Genomic DNA, 26,766 nt, shown 5'->3' with positions numbered 1-26,766 from the left:
ATACACCACTTTCCGGGTGGGCAGCGCGCCCTTATTATCATATAGTGCCCGCGGGGCCGGCCAGGTTTCCCGCGCATCTTCTCGCGCTGGGCCTTTGGGGCCTGGTGTGCCGGGGCCCTGCCCCCCGCCGCGCAGCGTGGCGGCGTCCATCGTCGCGGCCTGGCACCCGCGTTCGGCGAACCTGGCCGCGACGAGGCCGCCCGGGTCCGGGACCCGGTCCGCCCGGCCGCTCAGGAACACCCATTCGTGCTCGTCCGAGCCGAAGTACAGGACCGTGCCGAAGGCCTGCTGAAAGCGGTGCCAGGCGGTCCGCAGCGTGTCGTTGCGCCAAAGAGTGGGGCAACCGGCCTGGCAGGTAACGACCCCGCCACCGGCCAGCAGCTCGGCGCAGCGGGTCAGGAAGTCCTCGCCGTAGAGGCGGTTGTGCTGCCCGTCCGGGTCGTCGTTCTCGTCGGGCAGGTCGATCACGATGACGTCGTAGGTGTCACCGCGTTCCTTCGCCCGCGCCAGGAACTCCCACCCGTCCTGATAGAACACGCGTACCGCGCCCTCGCCGTCGACCGCACCGCGAAGCTCCTCCGGCGTGTAGCCGTAGGGCAGGTACCGCGCGCAGGCGGTCACGGCCAGCTCGTCGATGTCGACGTGGTCGACGCGCTCGGCGCCCGCTCCGATCGCGAGCTGGGAGGCGACGCCCTCACTGGAACCGATCACGAGCACGCGGCGCACCTGGTCGGCGAGCAGCAGGGCGGGCACCATGAGTGCCTCGTGATAGACCAGCTGGCTGGACTCGGTGCTCTGCCGTTCTCCGTCGCAGAACAGCGACACCCCCTGCGCGGTCCGGGTGGTCAGCACCTCCTGGAACGGGGTGCGGCCGCGGAAAAGCTCCTCGCCGGTCTCCCAATGCCGGGTCAGTCCCGTGCCGACCGGCTCGGCGATGGAAGTCATGAGAAGAACCGGCGTGCCCGGGCGTCCTGGGACCGCCGGGCGCACCCGGCACGCCGGTCATCAGCGAGGTAAACGTCGCGGAACTCGGCACGGTGACCACACCCCGCAGTCCTTCAAGCAGCGATGACAGGCAACCGTGTCACCAGAAAAGCGCGAAACCTCAGAGGTCACTAGTGTCGCGTGATCCTGCTCGTCTTATGCCATCTGTCGACAGATGGCGAGACATCAACGTAAAGCCACCAGGATCACGCGACACTAGCCTATTTGCCTATTTTTCACGCATTTCAATTTAGCGAACAAAACGTCGTCAGGATACGTACCCCTCCCGGCCACGAACCGGTTTTCGTCTCCGGCCGCGGGACGTGAGTCGGAGTAGCGGCACGTCTCCTTGGGGCGAGCAAGCATCTTGAGGAGGTCATCCCACGCCGCGTTGTATGCGTGCGTGACCGCTTGTCCATAATCTTTAAGTACTCGGTCCGGCCCGTAGACCCACCACTCCTGGGCTGCCTGAGCCGGCGCCGCGACCAGCGTGGCCGCCATGCCGGCGCCGAGGGCCAGACCCACCGCCCTGCTCATTGTCCCCAGGGATGCTCGCTTCTTCATCTCTGCCTTTCAGGACTCGATTCCTCGAGGAGAGGTCTCCCCTTGAGAAAAGCGTATCGTCGTCACCCGACGACAAGGCATCCGAAATTTGCGGAATCCCTTCCCCATGACGGAAACAAGGAGTTTCAAGCGATCGGCTCGGGCTGAGGCCGCTCGGGAGTGGACGTCAGGCTCGGTCTCCTCGGCGGATGGTGGACAGCCGCATGGATCCGGGACGCAAGGCGGCGGCGAGCAACCTGACAGCGTGCTCGGGGTCGGCTTTCTCGCCGCACGTGAACACGTCCACGAACAGCGAGCCGATCTCGGGGTAGGTGTGCACGGTGGCGTGCGACTCGGCGAGGACGGCGACCACCGTGGCGCCCTGCGGCTCGAACTGCTCGGTCACGACCTGACAGACGGTCGCGCCGGCGCCCGTCACGGCGTCGGTGAGCAGCTGCCCCAGCAACGACGGGTCGTCGAGGACAGCGGAGTCGACGCCGTACAGCTCCGCGAAGACGTGCCGCCCCGCGAAATGGCCGACTTCAGACATCGGGGAAACAGCGGATGAGATCGGCACACATGGCCACCAGCTTGCCCCGGACCGCTCACTGTATCCGCGCCAAGCGGAAAATCGCCGAGCCCGGTCACCTTCACCGGACGGGAAGCGTCCGCACGACACGCCACGACTGAAGGGAAAGCCAAACGTGGCGTTGTCTCGCCGGGCGTCGTGAGTGTTGCCGACGGTTAGAACCCAATGCCGGGTAGTTGAGGACTGTGGGCCTGGATCAAGTCCCTTGGCCCGGTCTTGGGGTGGGTCGTGACGACACAAGGGCCACCCTTGTGTCGCTAGAGGTGACACGAGCCACCCTTGTCACCTCGCCTCAGGAGATTCGCAACCCCACGTGCACCAGGAACCACAACAGTCACACCTGGTCCGCGTTGAACGTTGTGAACGCCCCTTTCACAACGTTCAACGTTGTGGAAGGGGCGTTCACGTCACGACAGGTCAAAGCCGGGGCGGGTTCGGAGTCGCTACGAGGCCGGGGTGGTCTTCGTCGCGGCCTTCGCGCGCTTGGCGGGCTGGGATTCGGTGGCGGGCTGGGCCTCGGTCTTCGGCGGGGCCGGGGCCTCGGCGTTGACCTCGGTCTCCGTCTTGACCTGCCCGCCTGCCTCGGTCTCCGCGTCGGCGACGGCTTCCTTGAGCACGGCGGCGATCAGGCGCATGGACGACGGGGCTCCCGGGTTGAGGAGGACGTCGACGCCCTCTTCGGGGAGCAGGCCGACCAGCTGGCCGAGGGTGACCTCGGCCCAGGCGGCGACCCCCTCGAGCGCCTCGACCTCGGAGATGCGGCGGCTGTGCGCCGGGGCCGTGGCCACCAGCACCGAAGGCACCTCGTCAGGGGACAGCACGACGACCGGGGTGTTGTCGTCGTCGACCGCGACACCGAAGGTGCCTTCCACCATGGTCGACAGCAACTGGTCGGGTTCGGCTTCGCCGCGCACGACGAGCTGGAGCGTGGCGTCGACCGGGTCGGTCGGTGAGTCCGGTTTGGACGGTTCGTAGGCCGGATTGGCGTGGAACTTGCTGGTCTCGCCATCCTGCTCGACGAACCAGCCCCCGACCACAGCCTCCAGCGGCGGCCGCTCGGGAGCCTCTTCCGAGTCGGTCTGCTCGGCGTTGTCAGAGTTCTCGGGCTTTTCAGCCTGCTCTGCCTGCCAAGCCGGGTCGATCAGGAAAACCCACTGATCACCCTCGAACCGGACCTCGGTCTCCTCCTCGGTCGTGGCGGTGTCCGCCATCGCAGCCTCCTCGGCCAGTTTCGTTTCCGACATCAGTGTGCTCCTCCATTAAGAAACGTGCGCGGCCCCAACGGTGCTCCCGGCACCTCGGGCGGTGAACTTTCCGGGAAATCACTCACGGACCGGCCTTGGCCTGGGGTCGAACACCTGCCAGCCGGTCTCGGGGCGGAGTAGGTCGAAACCGGGTTCGAGCCGCGAGGGCACCACCTTGCCCACTGGCGCCACCACGGGCTGAACGTAACCGAAGTGATGCGCCATCGCCCCTTGGAACTCGGCCGCGCCCGCACCGGGCGCGAGCAGCACGAGCGCCTCCGGCGAACCTCCCCGCGTCGCGTCCTGGAACAGCCGCGACTCTGCCACCAGCCGCGCCAGCGCCCTGCCGTCGACCGAGAGCTTGGCGCCGTCGTCCAGCGAGAGCTCGTAACCTCGCCGGGTCACCTTGGCGGCGACGTGGAAGGACCGATCTCCCGCACCCTCAGGCGGCCGGACCTCGCCGGTCCGGTACGACACCCCGGCGACGCGGCCACCGTCGACGATCGGTTTCACCCGCACGTGTTCCGGGTCGAACACACGGAACCTCCCGCCCGCGGCGGCGCCGAGCAACGCCGACAGGCCGGATCCGAACGCCCGCCATCGGCCACCTGCCGTGACCGCCGTACTGGGCCGCGGTGTCACCGCGCCTGCCAGGCGGCCCCAGAGCGACGAACCCGCGTCCCGCTTGCCGAGCACCATTTCCACCGGCGTGGTCGGGGCGACCACCGGCTGCCGGTAGCCGAACTCGGCCGCCAAGGTCCGCTGGAAGTCGAACGCCGCACCGCCGGCGCCGTCGATCGCGCCCACATTGCAGACGATCAGCGCGAGTGAGTCGGGGCGCCGCGCCGCGACCGCGTCGGAGAAGACCTGCAGCCTGGCAACGGTACTGGCGAACGCCGCACCATCCAGGAACACCTGCCGTCCGTCCTTGAGGTTCACCTGGAAGTGCCCGGGGTGCCCATGTGTGGTCAGGTAGAGCGTCTGCCCGGTCCACGGGGCCCGGCTGCCGGTCAGCAGCCCGGCGACTCGCGCGGCAGCCACGGAACGGGCACCGCCGGGCAGCAGGTAGGTGTGGCGCTTGCCGGTGCCCTCCGCCCACCGCCGGTCGGCCGCGAGGTCCGCGGCGTCGGCGTTGAAGGTGATCCCGACGATCCGGCCGCGCTTGGTCAGCGGCGCGGCCACCACCTCGGACAGCTCGAACGGCACGGGGTCGCCCGAGACCGACACACCGGTGATCGGCCGGAGCGTCGACGACGACCGCACCGGCAGGTCACCGGCGGCCGGGAAAGCGTCGCCCTCCGGCACGCGCTCCGCAGCGGCCTGGCGAACGGGGGTGGGCAGGCTCGACGGCGTCAGTACGGACGCGTGGTGGCCGTAGTGGTTCGCCAGCACCCGCTGGAAGTCACTCACGTGAAGGTCGGCCCGTGCGGAAGTCACCAGCGCGAACGATGGCGCCGGGCGGGCCGCCGCCGCGTCCTGGAACAGCTGCGAGTCGGCCACCAGCCTGGCGAGTGCCCGGCCGTCGACGGAGAGCTTCCCGCCATCGGCCAACGAGACATCGAAGCCATGCGACGTCAGCGCCGCGGCGATCTGGAACGTCCTCTCCCCCGCTCCCGCGTGCGGGCCGACCGGCCTGTACCCGAACGACATGCCGACCACGCGGTCACCGTCGAGAATCGGCTGCCGCCGCACCTGCTCCGGGTCGAAGGCCCACGGCCTTGCCGCCGCCGTGCCGAGCAACGGGCCAGGCCCCGACGCGAACACCCGCCATCCGCCACCGGAGACCACGGCGGTCTCGGCCACCGTCCCCGCCGGACGGCGCGAGAGCTGACTCCCTTCCGACGTGCCGGTGAGCATTTCCATCGGCGTCGTCGGGGCGGCCACCGGCTGCCGGTGGCCGAATTCGGTCGCCATGGTCCGCTGGAAGTCGAACGCCGCGCCGCCCGGTCCGTCGATCGCACCGGCGTTGCAGACGAGCAGCGCGAACGAAGTCGGACTGCGCCTGGCGACCGCGTCGGCGAACACCGGCAGCCCTGCCAAGGTCCTGGCGAACGCCGTGCCGTCCAGGAACACCTGCCGCCCATCCTTCAGGTTGAGCTGGAACGAGCCCGGCTGCCCGTGGGTGGTGAGGTAGAACGCCCGCTCGGTCCACGGTGCCCTGATCCGGACAGCCAGGTCCGCCGCGTCCGCCGCCGCGAAGGCGTCGAACCTGCCAGGCATCCGGTAGGTGGTCTCCTTGCCCGATCCGTCGGCCCACATCCGGTCGGCGGCGATTTCCGGGGCGTACGCGCTGAAGGTGATCCCGATGGCCCTGCCGCGCTCGGTCAGCGGCGCGGCCACGATATCGGACAGCTCGAACCGCACGAGTTCACCCGACTCCAGTGCGCCGGTGATCGACCGGACTCCGCCGGAGATCCGCCGCCAGTACCTGCCGTTGGCCACCGCGGTCCCACCGGACCGCTCGTCGGACGTGAGCAAAGTGTGCGCCCGGGTCGGCGCCGCGAACACCGGCAGCCGGTGGCCGAAGAGATCGGTGAGCGTCCGCTGGAAGTCGTGCGCGACACCGCCGGGACCGTTCATCGCGGCCGCGTAACAGACCATCATGGTGATCGCCGATGACCGGGTGGTGTCCATCGCGGTCCGGAAGGACCACAGGTCGCCGAGCACCCTGGCCAGTGTCTCCCCGGTCACCAGTAGCTTGCTTCCGTTGTCGAGGTGCAGGCTGACCACCTGAGGCTCCCCGTGGGCGAGCACGAAAAAGGCGTCGTCGGGCCACGGCCGTGGCCCGGCGTCCCGCTGGTCCTCCGGCGGGACGCTGCCATCGACGGGGTCGCCGTGGTAACGGAAAGTGACGTCGGACTGCGCGGCGCGCGCCCACGTCATGTCCACATCGCTGGAGTCCTGGAGCGTCGCCGTTTCGTCGGATGCCCGCTGCCGGAAGGAGACGCCGACGACACGGCCCTCGCGCGTCAGCGTCGTGGCCACCACCTCGGACGTGCGGAAGCCGACCACTCGCCCCGTGCGGTCCAGGCCGGGGAGTTCGGTGTCTTCGTGCACCGCGGACAGGTCGAACTTCCGCCACCGATCGCCACCGCCTGCGAACACCGGCTGCCGATAGCCGAGTTCGCGCGCGAGCGTGGCCTGGAAGTCCCACGCCGGCCTGCCTGGACCGTCCAGCTCGAACGCGGGGGAGGCCAGCAGCGCGAACGCCTCCGGGTACTCGAACCGCAGCGCGGACCGCACGAAGGCCAAGTCGTGCACCAACCTGGCCACCGCGGCGCCGCCGAGGCCGACCTCGGCGCCGTCGACCGTGCGGACGAACACGAGGTCGTTCACCAACCTGCCCAGCACCGGGCCGTCGGGGCCGATCTCGGCGCCGTCGGGCGTGCGGACGAACACCAGTCCCGCACCGCGCTCCGCCGACACCACGAACGCCGGCTCCGGCCACGGCCCGGACATCTCCTCGGCCAGCGCCCGATCGCGGGCGCGGGCGGCGCCGCCCGCGAAGGTGACGCCGATGACCTGTTCGCCCTTCTCCAGCGGCCCGGCGACCACGGCCGACGAGCGGATCACCAGCGGATCGCCGGTCGACCAGTTCACCCCGGTGAGTGCGACGTCTTCGAGAACAGTCGGCCTGGTGGAGATCTGCCATCCCACCCTGTCCAACGGAACGGGCTCACCGGCGGAAGTCGACGGAGCCGTGACCTGCTGGCGGTGGCCGAACTGCCGTGACAGTACGGTCTGGAACACCTCCGCGAGCCCCGTGCCGGTTCCGGGCGGGGCGGGGACCACCAGCGCGATCATCGCGGGGTGCTCGATGTCGACCGCGGACCGGAACACCCGCAGGTCGCGCACCAGTGAAGCCAGTTCGGCACCGTCGACGGCGACTTCGGAGCCGTCCGTCAGCCGGATGAGCGCCCCGTGCCCGGAGCCCGGCGCCGAGACGAAGAACGTGTCATCGGGGTGCACGTGGCGCGCGCGGTCCAGGTCGAGCTCGACGTCGGCACCGGTCCGGAACGAGATCCCGACGACCTGGCCGTCCCGCTCCAGTGGAGCGAACACGACGTCGGAGGTCATGAACGGATTCGGCTCGGCGCTGCCCGGCCGGGTGCCGAGATGGAGCAGGTCCGTGACCGCGTCCTCGTCCGCGTGGAGGCGGCTCGCCACGGTCGTGCGCCCACCGGGGCCTGCCTCGAACCACACCTTCGCGATCATGGCGGACTCGGAAAGCCTCGGCGCCTCGCCTCGAGGACCGGGAGTCGAAACCGTTGCCGTGTCAGGGAACCGACGCCAGTGACCGCCGCGGGTGACGCCGGTGCCCGCCATTCCGTCGTCGTACCGGATGGTCTCGATCGGTGTCGTACCGCCGAATACCGGCTGCCGGTGACCGAATTCCGCGGCAAGCGTCCGCTGGAAGTCGTGGGCGATCCCGCCGGGGCCCGCGTTCGCCGCCGCGAAGCAGACCTGCAGGGTGATCGCCTCCGGCTCGGTCCGCTCCAGCGCGGTCCGGAATATCCGGGAGTCGTTCAGCAGCCTGGCGAAGTTCGCGCCATCGAGACGTATCGGGGTGCCGTCGGTGAGGTGGACGCTGACCAGGCCGCGCCGGTCGCCGTGCGCGGCGACGTGGAAGGTGTTGGCCGGCCACGGGTTCGGCTCCAGCCGGTCCGCCCGCTGCGCCTGCTGTGACGTGGCGGCGAAGCGATGCGTCCGCTCGACCTTGGCGGCGGCGCCCCAGTGCTGGTCGAAGTCCAGCTCCGTCCCGTTCTTGAAGGTCGCGCCGATCACCTGGCCGTCGTGTTCCAGCGGCACGATCCGCACCTCCGACGAACGGAACGTCGCCGGCGCCCCGGTCAGCCGGTCGAACCCGTGCAGCACGACGTCGGAGACCACGGCCGGTCGCCCGGACCCGGTATCCGGAGTGGACCGGAAGCGGCTACCGGCCGGAGCGGACGACCGCTCGTCATCGGCGTGGGTACGGCTGTCAGCGACGGAACGCGTCCGCTCTGGCGACGCCGGCGAGCCCACCCGCTCCCAGTAGCCCCCGTCGATCTCGGCGATCCCGTCCGGCACCGTGACCCAGACCGGCTTCGACGGGACGAGCACCGGGAACGGACTCGAGAGTTCCTGTTCCACCGCCCGTCCCAGGCTCGCGGTCTGGCGAGCGAGCGCCCGTGGGTCGGACTGTGGCGACGTCAGCAACACCAGCTCGGCAGGTGGATTCGCACTGTCCATGGCGGTCCGGAACACCCGCGTCCGTGCCACCAGCTGGCCGAACGTCCGGCCGTCGAGCGCCAGTGCCAGTCCGTTCCCGCTGTACACCACCGCCTGCCGGCCCTGCCGCGACTCGGCGTCCACGAAGAAAGCGCCGTCCGGCCACGACTGCCCGCCCGACCGGCGGGAACCCGTGGCCGCCCAGTCGAGGCCGCGGGTGAGCCCTGGACCGTCCGGCCGGTACGACACGCCGACCGCGCGGCCGTCACGCATCAGCGGCACGGCGTGGACGTCCGCCGGATCGAAGGCGTGCCACTTCCTGGCCTCGCCCCGGCCGAGCAGCCTGGCCGGAGCCGCCGTGAACGTTCGCCACTCCCCGCCGTCGATGACCGCGGTCATCCAGCGCGAATCCAGCACGCCACTGGCCGAGTACTTCGTCGGCGCGAACACCGGGTGCCGGTGTCCCAGCCGTCCCAGCGTCCGCTGGAAGTCGTGGGCCGTACCGCCCGGCCGGTCATTTTCGCCCGTCTTGCAGGCGATCAGGGTGATGGCCTGCGCCGCCGTCTCCCGGAACGGCCGCAGGTCGTGCAGCATGCGCCCCAGGTTCGTACCGTCCACCAAGACCTTACGGCCGTCGTCCAGGATGAGCTCGGCCTTCTCGGGAGCGCCGTGCGTCGTGATGTAGAAGGTGCTGGACGGCCACGGCACGGGAGCGGTGCTTCCTTCCACGGCATTCATGCCGTCGGACGTCCGCACCCCCTCCGGATAGAAGCTGGTGTTCGCGTCATGCGGGAACCTGAGCTCGCGGCGATCCTGCGACATTTCGTCGCCGACGTGGAAGGTGACGCCGACCGTGGTCCCGTCCTGGTTCTCCAGCCGGTGGGCCTGTACCCGCGAGGAGTCGAACCGGACCTCGTCGTGGGTCGCCCTGTCGGTGCCCGACAAGGCGACACCCTCGATGACCGCGGCGCGACCGTCGTCGGCGTGCTCGCCGCTCCGGTGCCACGGGTCGGCTCCCGGGGAATGCACGACCGGCCGGGTGTCCCACCGCGCCCCTTGGCCACCCGACGGTGAACCCAGGGTGTGCGCCGGGTAGCGCCGCCACACACCACCGTTCTCGATCGCGGTCGTCGCCTTCCTGTTGTGGAAGGTGGACCACACCGTCGCGGACGGCGCGAAGACAGGCTGCCGGTAGCCCGAAACCTCACCCATTGTCCGCTGGAAGTCATGGGCCGCACCGCCTGGACCGTCCTCCGATGCCGACTCACAGATGAGCATCACGATCGCGTCCGGCTCTTCGCGCATCGCCGCCTGGAAGAACCGCACGTCGCCCAGCAACCGGGCGAACATCTCCCCGCTCACCAGAAGTTTGGCGCCGGAGGTGAGGCGCACGGTGACATCCATGTCGTCGCCGTGCGAGTTGACGTAGAAGACCCCGTCCGGCCACGGCCGCGACACCACCGTCCGAGCACTCGGCTCACCCAGTTTCGTTTCGTCGAACGCGCCTGGGAACAGATAGGTCTCCGAGCTCTTTTCCAGGTGAACCCAGCCCATAACGCCCGAGAGCTCGTGATCGACCAACAACGACGCACCGACGACCCTGCCCAGCCGGGTCAGCGGCTCGATCCGCGCCTCGGAGGCCCGGAACGCGCGATCTGCCGACAGGTCGGTGTCCCACCCTGTCAGCTCGAGATCGCGTTCGACCGTCGGCAACGCGAACGAACGCCATGCGCCTCCGCTGACCGAGGTCACAGCGCGATTGTCGTCGAGCCTCGATTTCACGACCGCCCCCGACGGAGCGAAGACCTGCTGCCGGTACCCGAACTCGCCGGCGAGAGTCGCCTGGAAGTCGTGCGCCGTCCCACCAGGACCCTCCACCCTGGACGCGTGAGAAACCACCAGCGCGAGTGCCTCCGGCCGGTTCACCCGGAGCGCGGTCTGGAAGAAGGGCAACTCGTGCACCAGCCTCGCCAGATCCGCACCGCCGATGACCACCCCGCGGCCGTCACCCAGGAAGATCCGTGCCCCCTCCGGTGTGCCATCGGCGGTGACCAGCAGCGTGTTGTCCGGCCACGGCCGCGGCCGCACCACCGGCTCGCCACCGGCCGGGACCAGGTGGGTCTCGGCCTGCTCCCCGCGTGCCCAGGTCAGATCCCCGGCGACGTCGGCCCTCCCGGTGAAACTGACGCCGACGACCTCACCGTCGCGCTGCAGCCTGCTGACCTGGATCTCATACGGGGGGAACAGGTACGCCCGGCCCGGCTCCGGCGTGCCGATCGTCGGCCGCGGCTCACCACCGAAGACCTGCCAGCTGCCGGCGTCCGTCTCGGCGACGACCGGCTCCCGGTGCCCGAACTCCGCCAGCCCACGCTGGAAGTCACGCGCCGCGACGGTCGCGGTCGTCAGCAGCGCGACCCCGGCGAGACCGGACTCCTTGACCACCGAAAGGAACGGCTGTGCCTTGGTGACCACCTCCGCGAACGTCCGCCCGTCCACGGTGACCTTCGTGCCGTCCGCCAACCGTAGATCGAAGTGGGCGCCCCGCGCGGCGGCGTCGACGTGGAAGACCGGCTGCCGCGCGGACACCGCGATCTCCACCGGCTTGTCCCCCACCCGGAACGACACGCCCACCGTGCGCCCCTCGGACAGCAACGGCCGCGTCACCACGTCCCGCGACCGGAACGACCGCACCACACCGGCCGCGTCCACACCGGACAGCCGCGTCCCCGACCGGCCGAACAACCGGCCCAGCGCCGAACCGAGGCCCGGCTTCAGGACCCCGCCACGCGTCGCGGTCGGAACAGGCTCGGTGGAGCGCCCGGCCTCAGCCGTGCTGTCCTGGCCGGACATCCGGAGCGAACGAGACGGGGCGACCCCGCGTACGCCATCCGTGATCCACTCCGACGCCTCGCCGAACCGTCCGGTCGCCTGCCACCGGCCGGAATCCGTCCGGGCGACAACCGTCTCTCGCCGCCCCAATTCCGCCAGCCCACGCTGGAAATCGTTCGCCGTGCCGAGCTCTCGCGAACCCGGCAGGGCGATCCCGAACAGATCGGACTTCTTCGCCGCCGCACGGAACGGCTGCGCCTTCGCCACCACCTTCGCGAGCGTCCGCCCGTCCACGGTGACGCTCGTGCCGTCCTTCAACCGCAGACCGAAGCCCGGCGTTGTCTCAGCGACGTCGACGTGGAACACCGGCTGCCGCCCCGGCACCGGAATCGGCACCGGCTCGGCGCCCTGCCGGAACGACACCCCCACTCGCCTGCCGTCGGAGATCAGCGGCCGCGTCTCGACATCCCGGACACGGAACGACAGCGGCTCACCGACCGCGTCCCAACCGCTCAGCCGGACGCTGGACCGGCCGAACAGGCGCCCCAGCGTCCGGGCGACGGCCGAGCCCGGTCCCGGCCGCAGGACCGGCCCGCGCACCGCCATCGACACCGCGTCGCCAGGCCGCGCCTGCTCGCTGGAGTGCCTGGCGTCGGGCGTGGTGTCCGGCTGCGGCGCTTCGCCGAAGGTCTCCCACCGGCCCCCGGCCATCAGGACCGGTCCACCCTGGCCGCCGGGGCGCACCCGCACTTCTCCACTCGGCGCGAAAACCGGACCGGGGAAGGCGAACTCGCGCTCCAGCGCCCGCGTGAACTCCAGTGCATGGCTCTCGCCTGCCCGATTGGCGGCTCCCGCCTCCGACGCCAGTAGCGCCAACGCGGCAGGCCGCTCGGCGCCCACGGCGGCACGGAACGCCTGCGAATGTGCCACCACCCGGCCGAACGCACGCGCGTCCACCTCGAGCCGGTGACCGTCCCGGGTGTGCACCACCAGCGCCCCGGCCGACGGCGACTGAGCGTCCACGAAGAACGCCCGGCCTGGCCACGGCGCATCGCCCGCCACCCGTGCACCCGCTGCCGCCCAAGCCCGCGCGGCGTCAAGCCTTGGCCCGGCTTCCCGGTAGGACATCCCGATCGTGCGCCCGGCGTGGACAAGCGGCGTCGCCTGGACCGCGGCCGGCTCGACAGCGGCCCACTTCAAGGTGCCGGCTTCGCCCAGCAGCCAGGACGGCCTGGACGCGAACGTCCGCCAAGATCCGCCGTTGGCGATGGAGGTACCCCAGCGCCCGGTGTCATCGGGGCGGAAGGACACCACTTCCGTCGGCGCGACGACCGGCTGCCGGTACCCGAACCCGTCCGCCAGCACCCGCTGGAAATCGTGGGCCCCGCCGCCTGGTCCGTCCTTCGCACCCACCTCGCAGCTCATGAGGGTGATGGCCGCTGGCTCGTGCCGGGCGATCGATTCCCGGAAAGCCCCCAGATCGTTCAGGAGGCGACCGAGTGTCTCTCCACCGACGAGGAGGGCACGACCGTCGGTGAGCTCCAGAGCGAAGCCCCCGGGTTCGCCGTGAAGATGAACGTAGAACGTGTTCTCTGGCCACGGCGCGGGGAGACGCTGGCCCCTTCCGTCCAGATACGCCTGTCGCATGCCGTCCGTGCCTTCGACACCGGGCGGGTAGACGACGGTCGACTTGGCGTACCCCTCCCGGGCCGTCTGGAGCGAGACCTGCAACTCGTGACCGGTCTTGAAGGTGACCCCGACCTGGGTGCCGTCCGCCTTCTCCAGCCGGCGGAACCGCACCTGGGACGAGCGGAATTCGCGCTCTGCCTTGGTCTTCAGGTCAGTGCCCGAGAACGTGAGGTTCTCGATGACCTTCTCGGCCGGGACGACAATCCCTTCGTCCGCCGAGGTCTGGAACGCCGTGTCCGGGTGGCGGCCGGTCACCGGCAGGTCCGCTTTCCCCCCGCCGCGCGCCGCTTCCGCCGACAACGCGGTCAACGCCGGTTTGTACGCCTCCCAGTGCACACGCTCCGCGGCGCTCAGCACCGACGGGCCGCCCGCCACCCCTGGTGACACCCCCACCTGCCCGGACGGCGCGAACACGGTGCCGTCGAACCCGAAGTCCCGCGCCAGCACCCGAGCGAAATCCGCCGCCCGGTCCCCGGCGTCCGACACCAGCAAGGTCACCGCGTCAGGCCGTGCTCCACGGAAAGCGCTCGAATCCGCGACCACCTTCGCCAGTGCCTGCCCATCGAGCAGCAACCGCCGCCCCGCCAGGTCCTGCACCTTGGTCCCACTGCCCCAGACCGAAGCCGCGTCCGCCAGGAACGCCCCGTCCGGCCACGGCGCGGCACCTGCCGTCCGCGCACCGGCGGCCACCCACTCGGCAGCGCCCTCCAGCGCACTCCCATCCCGGAAGGAGATCCCCACCGGCCGCCCATCCCGCACCAACGGGGCGGAGCGGACCTGCTCCGGATCGAGAGAACCCAGCACACCCGAAACGAAGTCTTCGCCGAGCACTCGCGACGGCCCCGACAAGAACGCCTTCCACCGGCCACCGGCCAAGACACCGAGACTGAGTGCGAGGGGCCGCCCGTCGACGGCCAGGTTCACCACCTGCGTCGCCGCGACCACCGGTTGCCGTACCCCGAACTCACCGAGCGCGCGCTGGAAGTCGTGCGCCGCCCCACCCGGCACATCCAGCTTCCCCACATTGCAGACGGCCAGCGCCAGCGCCTCGGGCCGGGATTTCTCCATCGCACGATGGAACATCTTCAGATCCGTCAGTAACCGCGCGAACGTACGGCCGTCGACATTCAAGTGCGTTCCGTCGCGCAAGGCGACAGTGAAGGACTCGTCCAACCCATGGGTCACGACGAAGTACGAGTTCTCCGGCCAAGGGTTCCTGATCTGGTCGTACCGGCCGGCCCGGTGCTCGGTCAGGAAGGACATGGGATCGACTGCGCCGGGGCCGTAGAGCCTGGTCGAACCCGAGAGGGGATTCGCGAACTTGCCCTGCCTGTCGGCCCGCTCGGCGGCGAAGTGGAAGTTCGCCCCGATCACCGCCCCGTCCCTCCTCAGGCGGCGGACCACAACCTCCGACGAACGGAACCCGACACGGGCCCCGCCGTCCTTCTTCACCCCGTGCAATCGGACGTTCTCGGTCACCTCCATGCGCCCCCGGAACAACGCGGCCAGGCGCATCTCGGACTGGCCGACCAACCGGCGCAGCGGCCGCAGCAACGACGAGGGGCGGGCACGTCGGTCATCCGAAGCGAGGTGCCCCGCCGCCGACTGCTGCGACCAGTCACCTGCCGCCACCACGTCGGAAGGCTCGCGCTCGAACTCGAACCGCGCCCAACGGCCACCGCCGTCCACCGTGGTGGCGGACGAGCCCTCACGGCCGATCGTCAACTCGACCTCGGTCGTCGGCGCGTACACCGGCTCGGTCCGGCCGAACCGTTCGGCCAGCACCTGGTGGAAGGTCTCGGCCGCCCCGCCGGGGACACCGCTGCCGGAAACCAGGAGCGTGAGCGCCCGCGGCGCGGCGCCGTCGAAGGCTTGGCGGAACGGCTCGGCGTCCGCGACCAGCCCGGCGAACGTCGCAGGGTCGACGTCGATGGTCCGGCCGTCCCTGGTCTCGATCCGGACATTCACCGGCCCTTCCCCGTCTTCGGCGTCGATGTGGAAGGTGTCCAGCGGCCATGGGGAAGCCTCGACGCTGACCTTTCCCCTGCGCTGCGCCAGTCCCCTGCGCTCCGCCAGCGCCAGGTCGATCTGGTGGGCATCGAGCCGGTAGCTGGGGCCGGACCCGCCGCTCGCGGCCGCCCATGCCTGGGCCGTCTCGAGTTCTTCGTCGGTACGGAAACTCATGCCGACGACCCGGTCGCCGTGCCGCAGCGGTGCCACGTACACCTGCTCCGGGTGGAACGCGACAGGCCGGGCTCCACCCTCTTCGACGCCGGCCAGCGGCCGGCGCAGTGTGCTGAACGCCCGCTGCGCGCCGTCGGCGGCCGTGGCCGAAACCGGCTGCCACTGGTCGAACTGCTCGGCCAGCGTGCGCTGGAAGTCGTGCGCCGCGCCACCGGGGCCGTCGGGTTCACCGCTGGGGCTCGAGCCGAGCAGCGTGATCCGCTCCGGCCCGGTGCCAGGGACGAGCGAGCCCAGCACACCCGACTGGCCCACCAACCTCCCCAGTTCGCCACCGGACACGGCCATTTCCGTGCCGTCGGCGAGGCGGATCCGGAAGGAATGCTCGTCGCCGTCGGCCGCCACGCGGAACTCGTCACGGGCGCCAGGTGCCGGGGCGGTCCCGGTGAAGGACACACCTGCCGTCCGTCCGTCCACAGTGGACCTGATCAGCTGAACATCGCCGCCTGCGAACAGGTGCACCCTGCCGTCACCGCCGATGCCCGCCCGGTGCGTCGGGTCGGCCGCATACGCCGTCCAGGCGTGGTCGCGGTGGCTCACCACCGGATCCTGGATGTGGAACGACTCGGCCAGCGCCGCGCGGAACCCGCTCAGCGCGCGATCGGTGCCCGCGGACACCACGAAGGCGCTGGGCCGCTGCCCGGCGAGCACTTCGGGGAACCCCGGCGAACCCACGAAGATCTTGGCCAACGATGGGGAATCGACGGCCAGCTCCCGGCCGTCGGCCAAGGTCAGCTTGAACCGGTCACCCTCGATCCGCACCTCCACGCCGACCGCTCCGGACGGCCATTCGGACGGTCGCCCGCCAGTCCACTCGGCACTGTCCGTGAAGGACACCGCGATGGGGCGGCCGCCATCGGACAGCACCCGCGAACGGACGTCTTCCGGTGCGAAGGCACGTACGTTCCCCGCGGCGTCGGTGCCGAGCACGTTCGCCGATCCCGCGGTGAACGTGCGCCAGGCCCCGCCGTCGGCGAGCGAGGTCTGGGCCCGCCCGCCCGCGGCGCCTTCGGCACCCACCCCGACGCTGGTGGTCGGGCCGATCACCGGGGTATGGAGGTCGAACATCCAAGGCAGCACCGACTGGAATTCGAAGGCGCCGCCGCCGGGGTTGCTCCGCTCGGCCGCATAGCAGGCAAGCAGCGTGATCGCCGCTGGGGGATTCTCGCCGCGCATGCGGTCACGGAACGGCTGTAGGCCATGTACCAGGCGCGCGAAATCCCCGCCCTCGAGCATGAGCAGGCTGCCGTCCTTGAGCTGGGCCTGGAAACCGCTGCGGTCTCTGCCCGAGCGGAAGGTGTGCGAGATCAGGTGGAAGCTGTTGTCCGGCCACGGCGCCCGCACGGGTTGCGGGTCGAGCCCGGCGGCCTTTGCCTCCTTGAGTGTCTTGTACCCCTGCGGTAGCAGGTAGTTCTGTTCCTTGCCGTCACCGGCTCCCCACCAGCGAGCGGCTTCGAGCCCGTCACCTTCCCAGCTGAACGCAAGTCCGATCACCTGGCCTTCCCGCATGAGCGGTTCCGCGTGCACGGTCGCCGGGTCGACGTCGATGAAGGCGGTCCCGGTGTAGGCCTGGATCGGCCGGGTCGCGGGCACCGCAGGGAAAGCCCGCCAGTCGGCGGACGCGAGCGCGGCCAGGTCGACGTCGCCGCCGGGAGCTTTCACCGGAACCTCGACGCCGAGCCGCTCGGTCAGCGCACCCTGGAAGTCGCGCGCCGCGCCGCCTGCCCACGTCAGCTCACCGGCGTGTGAGGCCAGCAGCGTCACACCGGCGGGCCTGGCAGACCGCGCCTGCTCGAACAACGCCGTGCGGGAGACCAGATCCGCGAAGCCGTCACCGGACAGCGCCACACGGCGGCCGTCCCGCAGCGTGAGGTCGAACCGGTCCGGCCGGGAGTCCACCGCCACCGGCATCGTGTCCGGTTCGGGCAAGCCGCGCACACCGTCCGGTAACTCGCCGTTGAACGCCATACCCACCACGGCGTCGCCATCCCGGATCGGCGCGAGCTGAACCTCCTCCGGGGCGAACAGGTGCACCAGGCCCGCATCCACCGTACCCGCCACCGGCCGCGCCGTATCACCGAAGACCCGCCACTGCCCGCTACCGGCCACGGCGATCACCGGCTCCCCGCGCCCCAGCTCCGCCAAGCCACGCTGGAAGTCATGCGCCGCACCACCGGATCGCGACAGCGCGCCCGCACGGGAACCCGGCAGCGCCACCCCCGCCAGCCCGAATTTCCGCGCCGCGGCCCGGAACGGCTTCGCCTTGGCGAGCACCTCCGCGAACGTCCGCCCGTCGACGGTGACATTCGTGCCATCCGCCAGCCGGACCCCGAAATGCGTCGCACTCGCGTCCGCATGGACATGGAACACCGGCTGCCCCGCGGTCACCGGGATCTCCACCGGGTCATTGCCCGCCCGGAACGACATCCCGACACCACGCCCGCCGGAGACCAGCGGCCACATGACCACATCGCGCGACCGGAACGACCGCACCGCACCGGCGGCCTCCACCCCGGACAGTCGCATCTCGGGCTGGGCGAACAACCGGCGCAGCGGCCGCAGCAACGACGAGGCTCCCCGCCCCGGACCCACCGCGGGACCCCGGTCCGCGACCGGAACCGCGGGCCCGGCTTCGGGCCGGACCTGGTCCGCCGCCTGGATTTCCGCCCGCTCCGGCGGGAACGTCCGCCAGACCGGGCCGGTCGCTCCGGTCGCGGCGGAAGTGGTCTCCGCGGGTTTGCCGCCGGTCAGGAAGCTCCGCAGGTCCACCGGACCGGCCGGCGCGGTGACCGGGCGGTCGACGCCGAGGCGGTTCGCGAGCGCGGACTGGAAGTCATGCGCCGCGCCGCCGCGCGCGGCGGGATCACCCGTGCCGGACGCGAGGAGCGTGATGGCGCCGTCGCGGTGGCCGAGCGCGTCGCGGAACAGTGCGGACCCGGCGACCACCTTGGCGAACTCGGCACCGGGGAGCCCCATCCGGCGGCCGTCGGCGAGATCGACCTCGAACCAGCCGGGCACGGCCTTGGCCGCGATCGGGACACCGGCTTCGTCCGGCAGGCCGTGCACCTGCTGGGCACCGTCCCCGAGGAACGACACTCCGGCCGCCGAGTCACCCAGCAGCAACGGGTTCGCCCGCACCTCACCGGCGTTGAACAGGTGCGGGACACCCGCGTGCGCGTCGTGGCCGATCACCACGTCCGGCCGGTCGCCGAGCACGCGCCACCGGCCTGCCGCGTCCTGAGCGGCCACCGGCACGTCTCGGCCGGCCGCCTCGGACAGCGCACGCCCGAAGTCGTGTGCCGCGCCGCGACCGTCCAGCACGCCCGCCGATCCCGGCAGCACCACGATGTCCGCCGAGTCCAGCAAGCGCGACTCGGCCACGGCCTGCCCGAACGTGGCGCCGTCGACGGTGACCTCGGTGCCGTCGGCGAGCCGCACCGCGAAGTGCGTGGCGGTGCCGTCGACGTCGACGTGCGCCACCGTGCCGTGCGACGCCGTCATGGTGAGCGGAGCACCGGGCTCGTCGCTGAACGTCGCGCCGGCCGTGCGCCCATCGGCGATCAGCGGCTGTGACCGCACATCGGCCGGGGCGAACCAGTGCACCCGCCCCTCGGCGTCCGCGCCGGACAGCGGCGCGCGTCCACTCGTCCGCTGCCAGCCGCCGGTCGCGTCCGGGGTGACGACCGGCCGGTCACTCCTGGTCAGCTGGGTCAGCGACTGCTGGAACCCGGCGGCGTCACGTCCCGTGGGCAGCGTGACCGCCTGCACGTGGTGCGCGGACACCGCGTCGCGGAACGGCTGCGACCCCGCGGTCAGCCGGGCCAGTGTCCGCCCGTCCACGGTGACCGTGCGACCGTCGGCGAGCGTCACCTCGAACCGGCCGTGCGACACCCCGGCATCGACCTGGAACGCACCGGCCGGCATCCCCTCCTGTCCGCGCGACAGCGGTTCAGGGGTGTGCCCTGGCCGGAACGACACGCCGACCGCGCGGCTGTCCGCGGTCACCGGGGCGGTGGCGACCTCGTTCGCGGAAAACACCCGAGGTGTGCCCTCGTGCTGGCCGAGCAGGTTGGCCTCGCCTGAGGAGAAGACCCGCCACTCGCCGCCGTCGCCCAGCGTGACACGGCCGCGCCTGCCGAGGAGCGGCGCCTTCAGGTGCACGTCGGTGGTCGCGGCCACGACCGGCTGACGATGGCCGAACTCACCGGACAACGTCTGCTGGAAGCTCGCCGCCGCACCGCGCTCCGCACCGCTCCGCGTGGTCAACAGCGTCACGGACGTGCGCGCGTCCGGCGCGACCGTCGAACGGAAGCCGTCCAGCGAACCGACCAGCCTGGCGAAGTTCCTGCCGTCCACGGTGACGGGAGTGCCGTTGGTCAGCCGCACCTCGAACCGCTCGGCGGAACCGGGTGCCGAGACGAAGAACCCGTCTTCGGTCCAGGGCGACCGAACGCGCTGTGCGCCGCCTGGCCCGGATGAGCGGATCGAGGTGATGGCCTGGTTCGCCCGCGGCGCCGCCGCCCAGCGCTGGGTGTGCTGGTACTTCGAACCGGTCTCGAAAGCGAGCCCGATCGTGCGGCCGCCCTTGGTCAGCGGGCGCACCTGCACGTCGCCGGCGGTGAAGTGCTGTACCTCGCCCGACGCGGTCCGGCCGGTCAGCCTGCCCGCCGACCAGTTCTCGGCCTCGTCGAGCCACGCGCCGAGCCTGCGCCCCACCTCATGGTCGCCGTCCGGCGAGCCCTGGGCGGCGTCCGATTCCCAGCCGGCGTCGGGCTCGACCCGCTCGGGAGTGCCCGGCGTCTCGAGATCACGGACCACCGGCGGCAGCCCGACTTCGGAGCCTTCGAACCGCTGCCATTCGCCACCGTCGAGCAGGACGGTCGACCACGCGCCATCGTCCGGCGACAAGTCCAGGTCGAGGGTCTCGGTCGGCGCGTATACCGGCTCGGTCCGCCCGAACCGCTCGGCCAGCGCGCGCTGGAAGGACGCCGCCACGCCCGAGGAGGCGGAGTTCGACAGCAGCAACGAGATCGCCCGCGGCGTCGCGGCGTCGAACGCCTGCCGGAACGGTTCCGTGCTCGTGACCAGCTCGGCGAGCGTTTCCCCGTCGATCTCCAGTCGCCTGCCGTCGCGGTCCTGGATACGGATGCCGGTGCGGCTCATTTCCTCGGCGTCGACGTGGAACGCCGAGTCCCCCCAAGGGGCGGGCTCGCTGCGCAGCGCCCCGTCCTCGATCGCCGTTTCGAGGTCGAGCTCCCCCCGTGCCAGCAGGCGGGTGGTCCCGAAACCGCCGTCCGCCGCGGCCCAGGACTGCGCGCGCAGCCGGTGGTCGCCGATACGGAAGGTCACGCCCACAACCCGGTCACCGTGGCGCAGGGGTGCCATGTCCACGGTCGAGGCCAGGAAGAAGGTCTCCCGCATCCCGTCTGCGCCGAAGGTGAACTCGGTGGCCCGCAGCGGCATGGGCAGCGCGCTGAAGACCCGCTGCCCGCCATCGGCGGTCAGTGCCGACGTCGGCTGCCACCGGCCGTACCGGTCGGCGAGTGCCCGCTGGAAGTCGTGCGCCGCACCGCCCTGCCCGTCGAGCTCTCCCGCGGCCGAACCGAGCAGCGTGAACCGCTGCGGCCCCGATGCCGAATTCGCGTGCCACAGCTCCTGCGTCTGATGGAGCACGTCGGCCAGCACACCGCCGGACACGGTGATCTCGGTTCCATCGGTCAGTCGCAGCCCGAACGAACGCGTGTCACCGGACACCGCGATCTGGAATTCCTGCGCCGTGCCACGCGCGATTTCGTTCTCCGTGAACGAAATACCGACCGTTGAACCATCCACAGTGGAAAGGTGGAAGGTCACTTCTCCGGCACCGAACAGGAGCATCCTGCCCTCCGGGCCGGTCCCGGTGAGCAGCGCCCGTTCGGGTGGGAACACCTTCCACTCCCGGCCCTGGGGCATCACCACCGGCTCGCCGCGGAGGAACGTCCGCGCGAGCACACCCTGGAAATCGCCGGCCGCCGCAGCCGTGTCCGAGGACAGCACCAGTGCGGTGGGCCTGCCCTGGACGAGTGCACGGAAAGTGGGGGAGGCCATGACCACCGCGGCGAAGTTCCGGCCATCGACGGACAGTTCCCTGCCGTCGGCCAGCGTCACCTCGAACCGGTCACCCGCGGCGCGGACGTCCACCCCGACCGCGCCCTCTGGCCACCGCGCAGGCTCCAGCCCGGTCCAGCCGGTGTCACGGAAGGACACCCCGATCGGCTGGTCCCCAGCCGTGATCGCGGTGGACCGCACGTCTTCCGGAGCGAAGGCCTGCAGGCGGCCGGTGGCATCGGTGCCCAGCACGTCGGAGCCCTTGTTGTTCAGCACCCGCCATACCCCGGCGTTGCTGATGCTGACGCGCGCCCTGCCGTCCTCGGTGACCGGCGTGGCCATCTCTGTCGCGCCGATCACCGGCTGCCGGTGACCGAAGGTCGAGGCCATCGCACGCTGGAAGTCGAACCCTAGTTGCCCCGAGGCCTCAGTGGCCGCCGTGAAGCAGGACACCAGCGCGATGGCCTCCGGCACGTCGTCACCGAGCGCACGGGATCGGAACGGTTCGAGCCGCTGCACCAGATCGGCGAACGCCGTTCCGGCGACGATGGCCTCCGTACCGTCCTTGGTCAACACCTTGAAGGCGAGGCCGTGCGCCGTGGGGAACGTGTGGAGGACGAGGTGGAAGGTGTTGTCCGGCCACGGCGACGGGGACGGCGCGAGCTCCAGCCCCGCCCTTTTCGCCTCGGCGAGGCTGCTGTAGTCGGCGGGCAGCGAATAGATCTCGTTCTTACCCCCAGCGGCTCCCCACTCCAGGTCACCCGCCTTCTCGGTATCCGAGACGTTGAAGCTGATGCCGACGACCCTGCCGTCCTGGACGAGCGGATCGGCACGCAGTTCGGCGGGGTCGAGCCCGATGACCTTCCAGGTCGCGGCGTCGAGCACCGAAACCGTGTCGGTGACCGGCCGCGACGAGAACGTCTGCCAGAACAGGTCCGGGTCACCGCCCTGACCGGGCAGGAAGCCGCTGATGTCGAGCTCGCCATCGGGCGCCAGCACCGAAACCTCGGTGCCCGTGCGCTCGGTCAGCGCGCGCTGGAAATCGACGGCCAAGGCCGCGCCGCCCGCCAGCGGCATCGAGCCGGTCTCCGACGCCAGCAGGGTCACCGCTCCCGGCCGGTTCGCCCGAGCCTCGCCGAACAACGCCGTGCGCGACACCAGCTCGGCGAACTTGTCGCCGGACAGCGCGACCTTGCCGCCATCGGCCAGCGTGACCTCGAACCGGTCGGCGTGCCCGGTGACCGCCACCGGCAGCCCGTCTGCCTCCGGCAGGCCGTGCAGGCCGGGCAGTTCGCCCTCGAACGAGACGCCGACCACCGCGCCGTCGTCGCCTCGGATCGGCGCCGCCCGCACCTCGTCCAGCGCGAACAGGCGCACGCTGCCCGCCTCACCGGCGCCCGCGATCGGGCCGGTTTCCTCGCCGAAGACCCGCCATCGGCCCGCGCCGTCCTCGGCCACGACGGGAACGCGGTGCCCGAATTCCGCGAGCCCGCGCCGGAAGTCTCCGGCCGCTCCGCCCGCCCGGGTCAGCGCGCCCGCCCGCGTGCCGGGCAGCGCGACCCCGGCCAGCTCGTGACCGCGTACCGCCGAACGGAACGGCTTCGCCTTCGCCACCACCTCGGCGAAGGTCCGCCCGTCCACCGAAACCCGCGTGCCGTCCGACAACCGCAGCCCGAACCGGGTCGACGCCGCGTCGACGTCGATGTGGAACACCGGCCGCTTCCCGGACACCGGGAGCTCCACCGGCCCGTCCCCACTCCGGAACGACGCACCGACCCGGCGCCCGTCGGAGACGAGATGGCGCACCTCGACGTCCCGCGCGCGGAACGACCGCGCCTCGCCGGACGCGTCCAGCCCGCTCAGCAGCACCTCGTTCCGGCCGAACAACCCGCGCAGCGAGCGGACCGCGGACGCGCCCAGACCCGGCCGTACCACCGGGCCACGCTCCGCCACCGGAAGTGTGGGCTTCGACGAGGCTTCAGAGCCGCTCAGCCGGGAGGAATGGCCGGTCGACGGCACGGTGGATTCGGTCAACGGCTCGGTGACCGAATCCGGTCCCGGGTCGTCCGCCTGGTGCACGACCGGCTCGATCTCGCCCGTATCCGGTGACCGGTCGCCGGTGAGGTCCACTCGCTCCGCCGGCGCCGGAGTCTCGGCCGGGAACGTGCTCCAGGTTCCGTCCTCGACCAGCACGGTGGTGGAGGTACCGTCCTCGACCAGAAGTTCGAGCCAGGTCGTCGGCGCGTGTACCGGCTGCCTGTAGGAGAACTGTTCCTGCAACGTCCGCTGGAACGTCTCGGCGAAGGTGACCTCGCCGTACCCCCCGGCGGCGTTGGAGATCAGCACGGTCACCGAGTCCGCGTGCCCGTCGGCCACGGCCCGCGCGAATGGCTCGAAGCCCGCCACGATGGCGGCGACGGCGGGAGCGTCGACATAGACGTACTCGGAACCGGCCACGATCATGATCCGATCGGAGCCGGCCGGAGCCTCCACGTAGAACGTCCGTTCGGACCACGGCGCCTGCCGCGTCGTCAGCGCGCCGGCGGCCCTGGCCTCGGTGAGATCGAGCTGATCGGCGTCGAGGTGATGCGTGACGTCCCGGCCCGTACCCGCCGTCCATTCCTCCGCTCGGTGAGAGTCGATCGAGAAGGACATGCCGATCACTTGATCGCCGTGGGACAACGGCGTGACCATGACCTCGTCCTGCGGGATCCAGACTCGTCTTCCGGTCATGCTCCGGCCCGTGAGCAGCGGCGGGCCGACCGGGAACGAACGCCATTCGCCGCCCTCGGAAAGTCTGGTGGCGGCCTGGCCGCCATCCGGAGCCGTCCACAACCCGACCTGCGTGGAAGGCGCGTACACCGGCTGGCCGTAGCCGAAGTGATCGCGCATGGACTTCTGGAAGTCGTGTGCCGCCCCACCGGCGGCCGCGAGCGTGCCCGACGCCGACGCCAGCAGGGTGATCCCGGAAATCTGGTCGGCCCAGGTCTGACCGAGCGGGCCGGTCTCGAGGTTCATCGCGTCCCGGAAGGGCCGCACGCCGGTGACGAGCGCCGCGAACGTCGCCCCGTCCGCCCACAGCTGGTGGCCGTCTTCCAGTCGCACCCCGAACGCACCGGGTGCCGCCGGGGCAGCGATGAAGAAGGCGTCTTCCGCCCAGGGAGTGCCCTCCTGCCGCGACGCGCCGGACCCCTCGACCCACCTTTCGATGACGGAGTGTTTCTCGGCGTCGTGGAACGAGAGCCCCACAGGCTTGTCGTTGTGGAACAGGGGCGTGACCCGCACGTCCCCCGGCTGGAACAGGTGCCACAGACCGGTGGAGTCCACCGCGCGCAAGGGTGTCGGCCCCTCGGCGTGCAGCGCCCAGCGTCCGCCTTCGGCGTGGAGCACGAGCTCCCCGCGGGCATCGGGGCGCAGCCCGACCTCGCCGGTCTGCGCATACACCGGGCGGCCGGGTTCGAACTCCTTCGCCAGGGTCCTGGTGAAGTCCTGTGCGGCGTCCCTGCCGCCTTCCACCGGATTTCCCGCCGCCGAACCGAGCAGCGTCAGTGCCTCCGGCCGGTCGGAGCGTGCCATGGCGTCCTGGAACGCTTGGGACTTCGCCACCACTCGGGCAAAGGCGCCGGGTTCGACGAGCAGTCGCCTGCCGTCATAGGTACGTACCGCGACCCGCCCGTCCGGCCGGGAATCGGCGTCCACGAAGAACGTCTGGTGCGGCCATGGCGTTTCCGCGGACGCCTTGGCACCCGTGGTCGCCCACTCGAGGCTGCGGTCCAGGCTGGTTCCGTCCTGGAAGGACAGGCCGATCGTCTTCCCATCGCGGACCAGCGGAACCGCGTGAACCTGGTCTACACCGAAGGCGCTCCAGTTCCCCAGCCGGAGGCTGTTCTCACCGAGCACCCAGGCGGATCCCGAGGCGAGCGCGCGCCAGAGGCCGCCGTTCTCGATCCAGGTGCCGCCGAACTTGAAGAAGCCCATGGGCTTCGTCGCCGCGAGAACCGGCTGCCGGTAGCCCAGTTGCCCCAGTGTCCGCTGCAGGTCGTGGGCACCGCCGCCCGGCCTGTCCACCGAACCCACGCTGCAGACGATCAAGGCCAGCGCTTCCGGGGCGTTGTTCGCGGTGACCGGCTCGTGGAAGTACCGCAGATTGTCCAGGAGGCGGCCGAAAGCCTCGCCTCCGACCATCACCTGCTTGCCGTTGTCGAGCCGCACCAGGAATCTGTCGGGCGTGCCATGTGTGGTGACGTAGAACGTGTTCTCAGGCCACGGTGCTCCCTCAGTCCGCAGCACCTTTTCCTCACGTGCCTTGGGCATGTCGGCTTCCAGATAGCCCTCGGGGAGGAACGTGGCACTCTGCATCTCGTTCCGGTGCCTCACGGAGATGCGGTCATCCGACAGTTCCCTGCCGCGGCTGAAGGAAACCCCGACGACCTCGCTGCCCCGGCGCATCCGGTGGACCCGCACCTGGGACGAGTCGAAGATGATCGGCCGGTCGGTCTTCGCTTCGAGGCCGGACAGTGTGATGCGCTCGTAGACGTCCGCCTTCTCACGCCCGAGTCCCAGCAAGCTCCTGACCTGGTAACGCAGCGACTTCGCCGGGCCCGGTGTGTCTCCGGACTTCGCCCGCGACGCGACCTCGTCCGAGAGGACATCGCTCGGCGGCGCCTCGCCGGACTTGCGCCACGTACCGCCGTTGACGACAGCGGGGTTGCCGTGACCGCCGTCGGCCGTGAAGGTGCGCCAGGCGCCACCATCGGCCACCACCGTGGTGGAGACGCCGTTCTCGACGTCGAGGTCGAGCCTGCTCGTCGGCGCGTACACCGGCCGCCGGTAGGAGAACTGCTCCGCCAGCGTCCGCTGGAAGGTCTCGGCCACGCTGGGCGAACCGTCGACCGCCGCCGAGTCGGAGATCAGCATGGTCACCGCGTCCCCGCGGCCGTAGCTCGGCGCCTCGGTGAACGGCCAGGAACGCGCCACGACGGCGGCGAAGCCGGCGGCGTCGACATGGAAGCGCTCGTTACCGGTCATGATCGTGAACCGGTCGGTCACGGCCTCCGCGTGTACGAACAACGACCGCTGCGGCCACGGCGCCCGCACGGTCGTCACCCTGCCTGACTTCCGCGCGTCAGCGAGGTGATTCTCATCTTCGCCGAGCAAGTGGGTGACGTCCCGGCCCGTGCCGGCCGCCCACGTGGTGACGTCGGCGCTGACCGTGAAAGTCATGCCGATCATCCGGTCGGCGCTGTCCAGCAGCGGCATCACGAAGACTTGGTCCGGCTGAATCCAGACTCGTTTGCCGGTCATCGCGCTCTCGCCGGGGATCAGGGCAGGCCCGGCCGGGAACGAACG

3 protein-coding genes and 1 pseudogene (1 of these 4 cut by a window edge) are annotated in these 26,766 nt (G+C 70.9%); all 4 read right to left on the bottom strand.

All coding sequences use genetic code 11. The annotated features are described in order from the left end of the window. Positions 1–111: 111 nt before the first annotated feature. Positions 112–945 (bottom strand): annotated as a pseudogene (locus ACFV15_RS31055) (spermidine synthase); the annotation flags it as partial. A gap of 769 nt (positions 946–1,714) precedes the next feature. Beyond that, the gene (speD, locus tag ACFV15_RS31050) at positions 1,715–2,077 is read right to left on the bottom strand and encodes an adenosylmethionine decarboxylase (RefSeq protein ID WP_378354711.1); all 363 of its coding nucleotides are present in this window, start codon (positions 2,075–2,077) and stop codon (positions 1,715–1,717) included. A 482-nt stretch (positions 2,078–2,559) separates the two neighbouring features. Further along, positions 2,560–3,360, bottom strand: coding sequence for a type VII secretion system-associated protein (locus ACFV15_RS31045; RefSeq protein ID WP_378354710.1), 801 nt, complete (start codon positions 3,358–3,360; stop codon positions 2,560–2,562). 78 nt (positions 3,361–3,438) lie between these two features. After that, positions 3,439–26,766, bottom strand: partial view of a hypothetical protein gene (locus ACFV15_RS31040; protein ID WP_378354709.1) — the 3' portion only. 22,467 nt of this gene lie beyond the right edge of the window; the window shows 23,328 of its 45,795 coding nt (coding positions 22,468–45,795); the start codon falls outside the window, past its right edge; it ends in the stop codon at positions 3,439–3,441.

Source organism: Amycolatopsis sp. NPDC059657 (genome assembly GCF_042734395.1).
Classification (GTDB): domain Bacteria; phylum Actinomycetota; class Actinomycetes; order Mycobacteriales; family Pseudonocardiaceae; genus Amycolatopsis.
Note: the sequence above shows the minus strand (reverse complement) of the source record. Positions and strands in the feature narration are given on the sequence as shown.

What these genes read in the sequence shown, in the direction of transcription:
- speD (WP_378354711.1), bottom strand. Translation starts at nt 2,077, where the DNA reads ATGTCTGAAGTCGGCCATTTCGCGGGGCGGCACGTCTTCGCGGAGCTG.
- ACFV15_RS31045 (WP_378354710.1), bottom strand. Translation starts at nt 3,360, where the DNA reads ATGTCGGAAACGAAACTGGCCGAGGAGGCTGCGATGGCGGACACCGCC.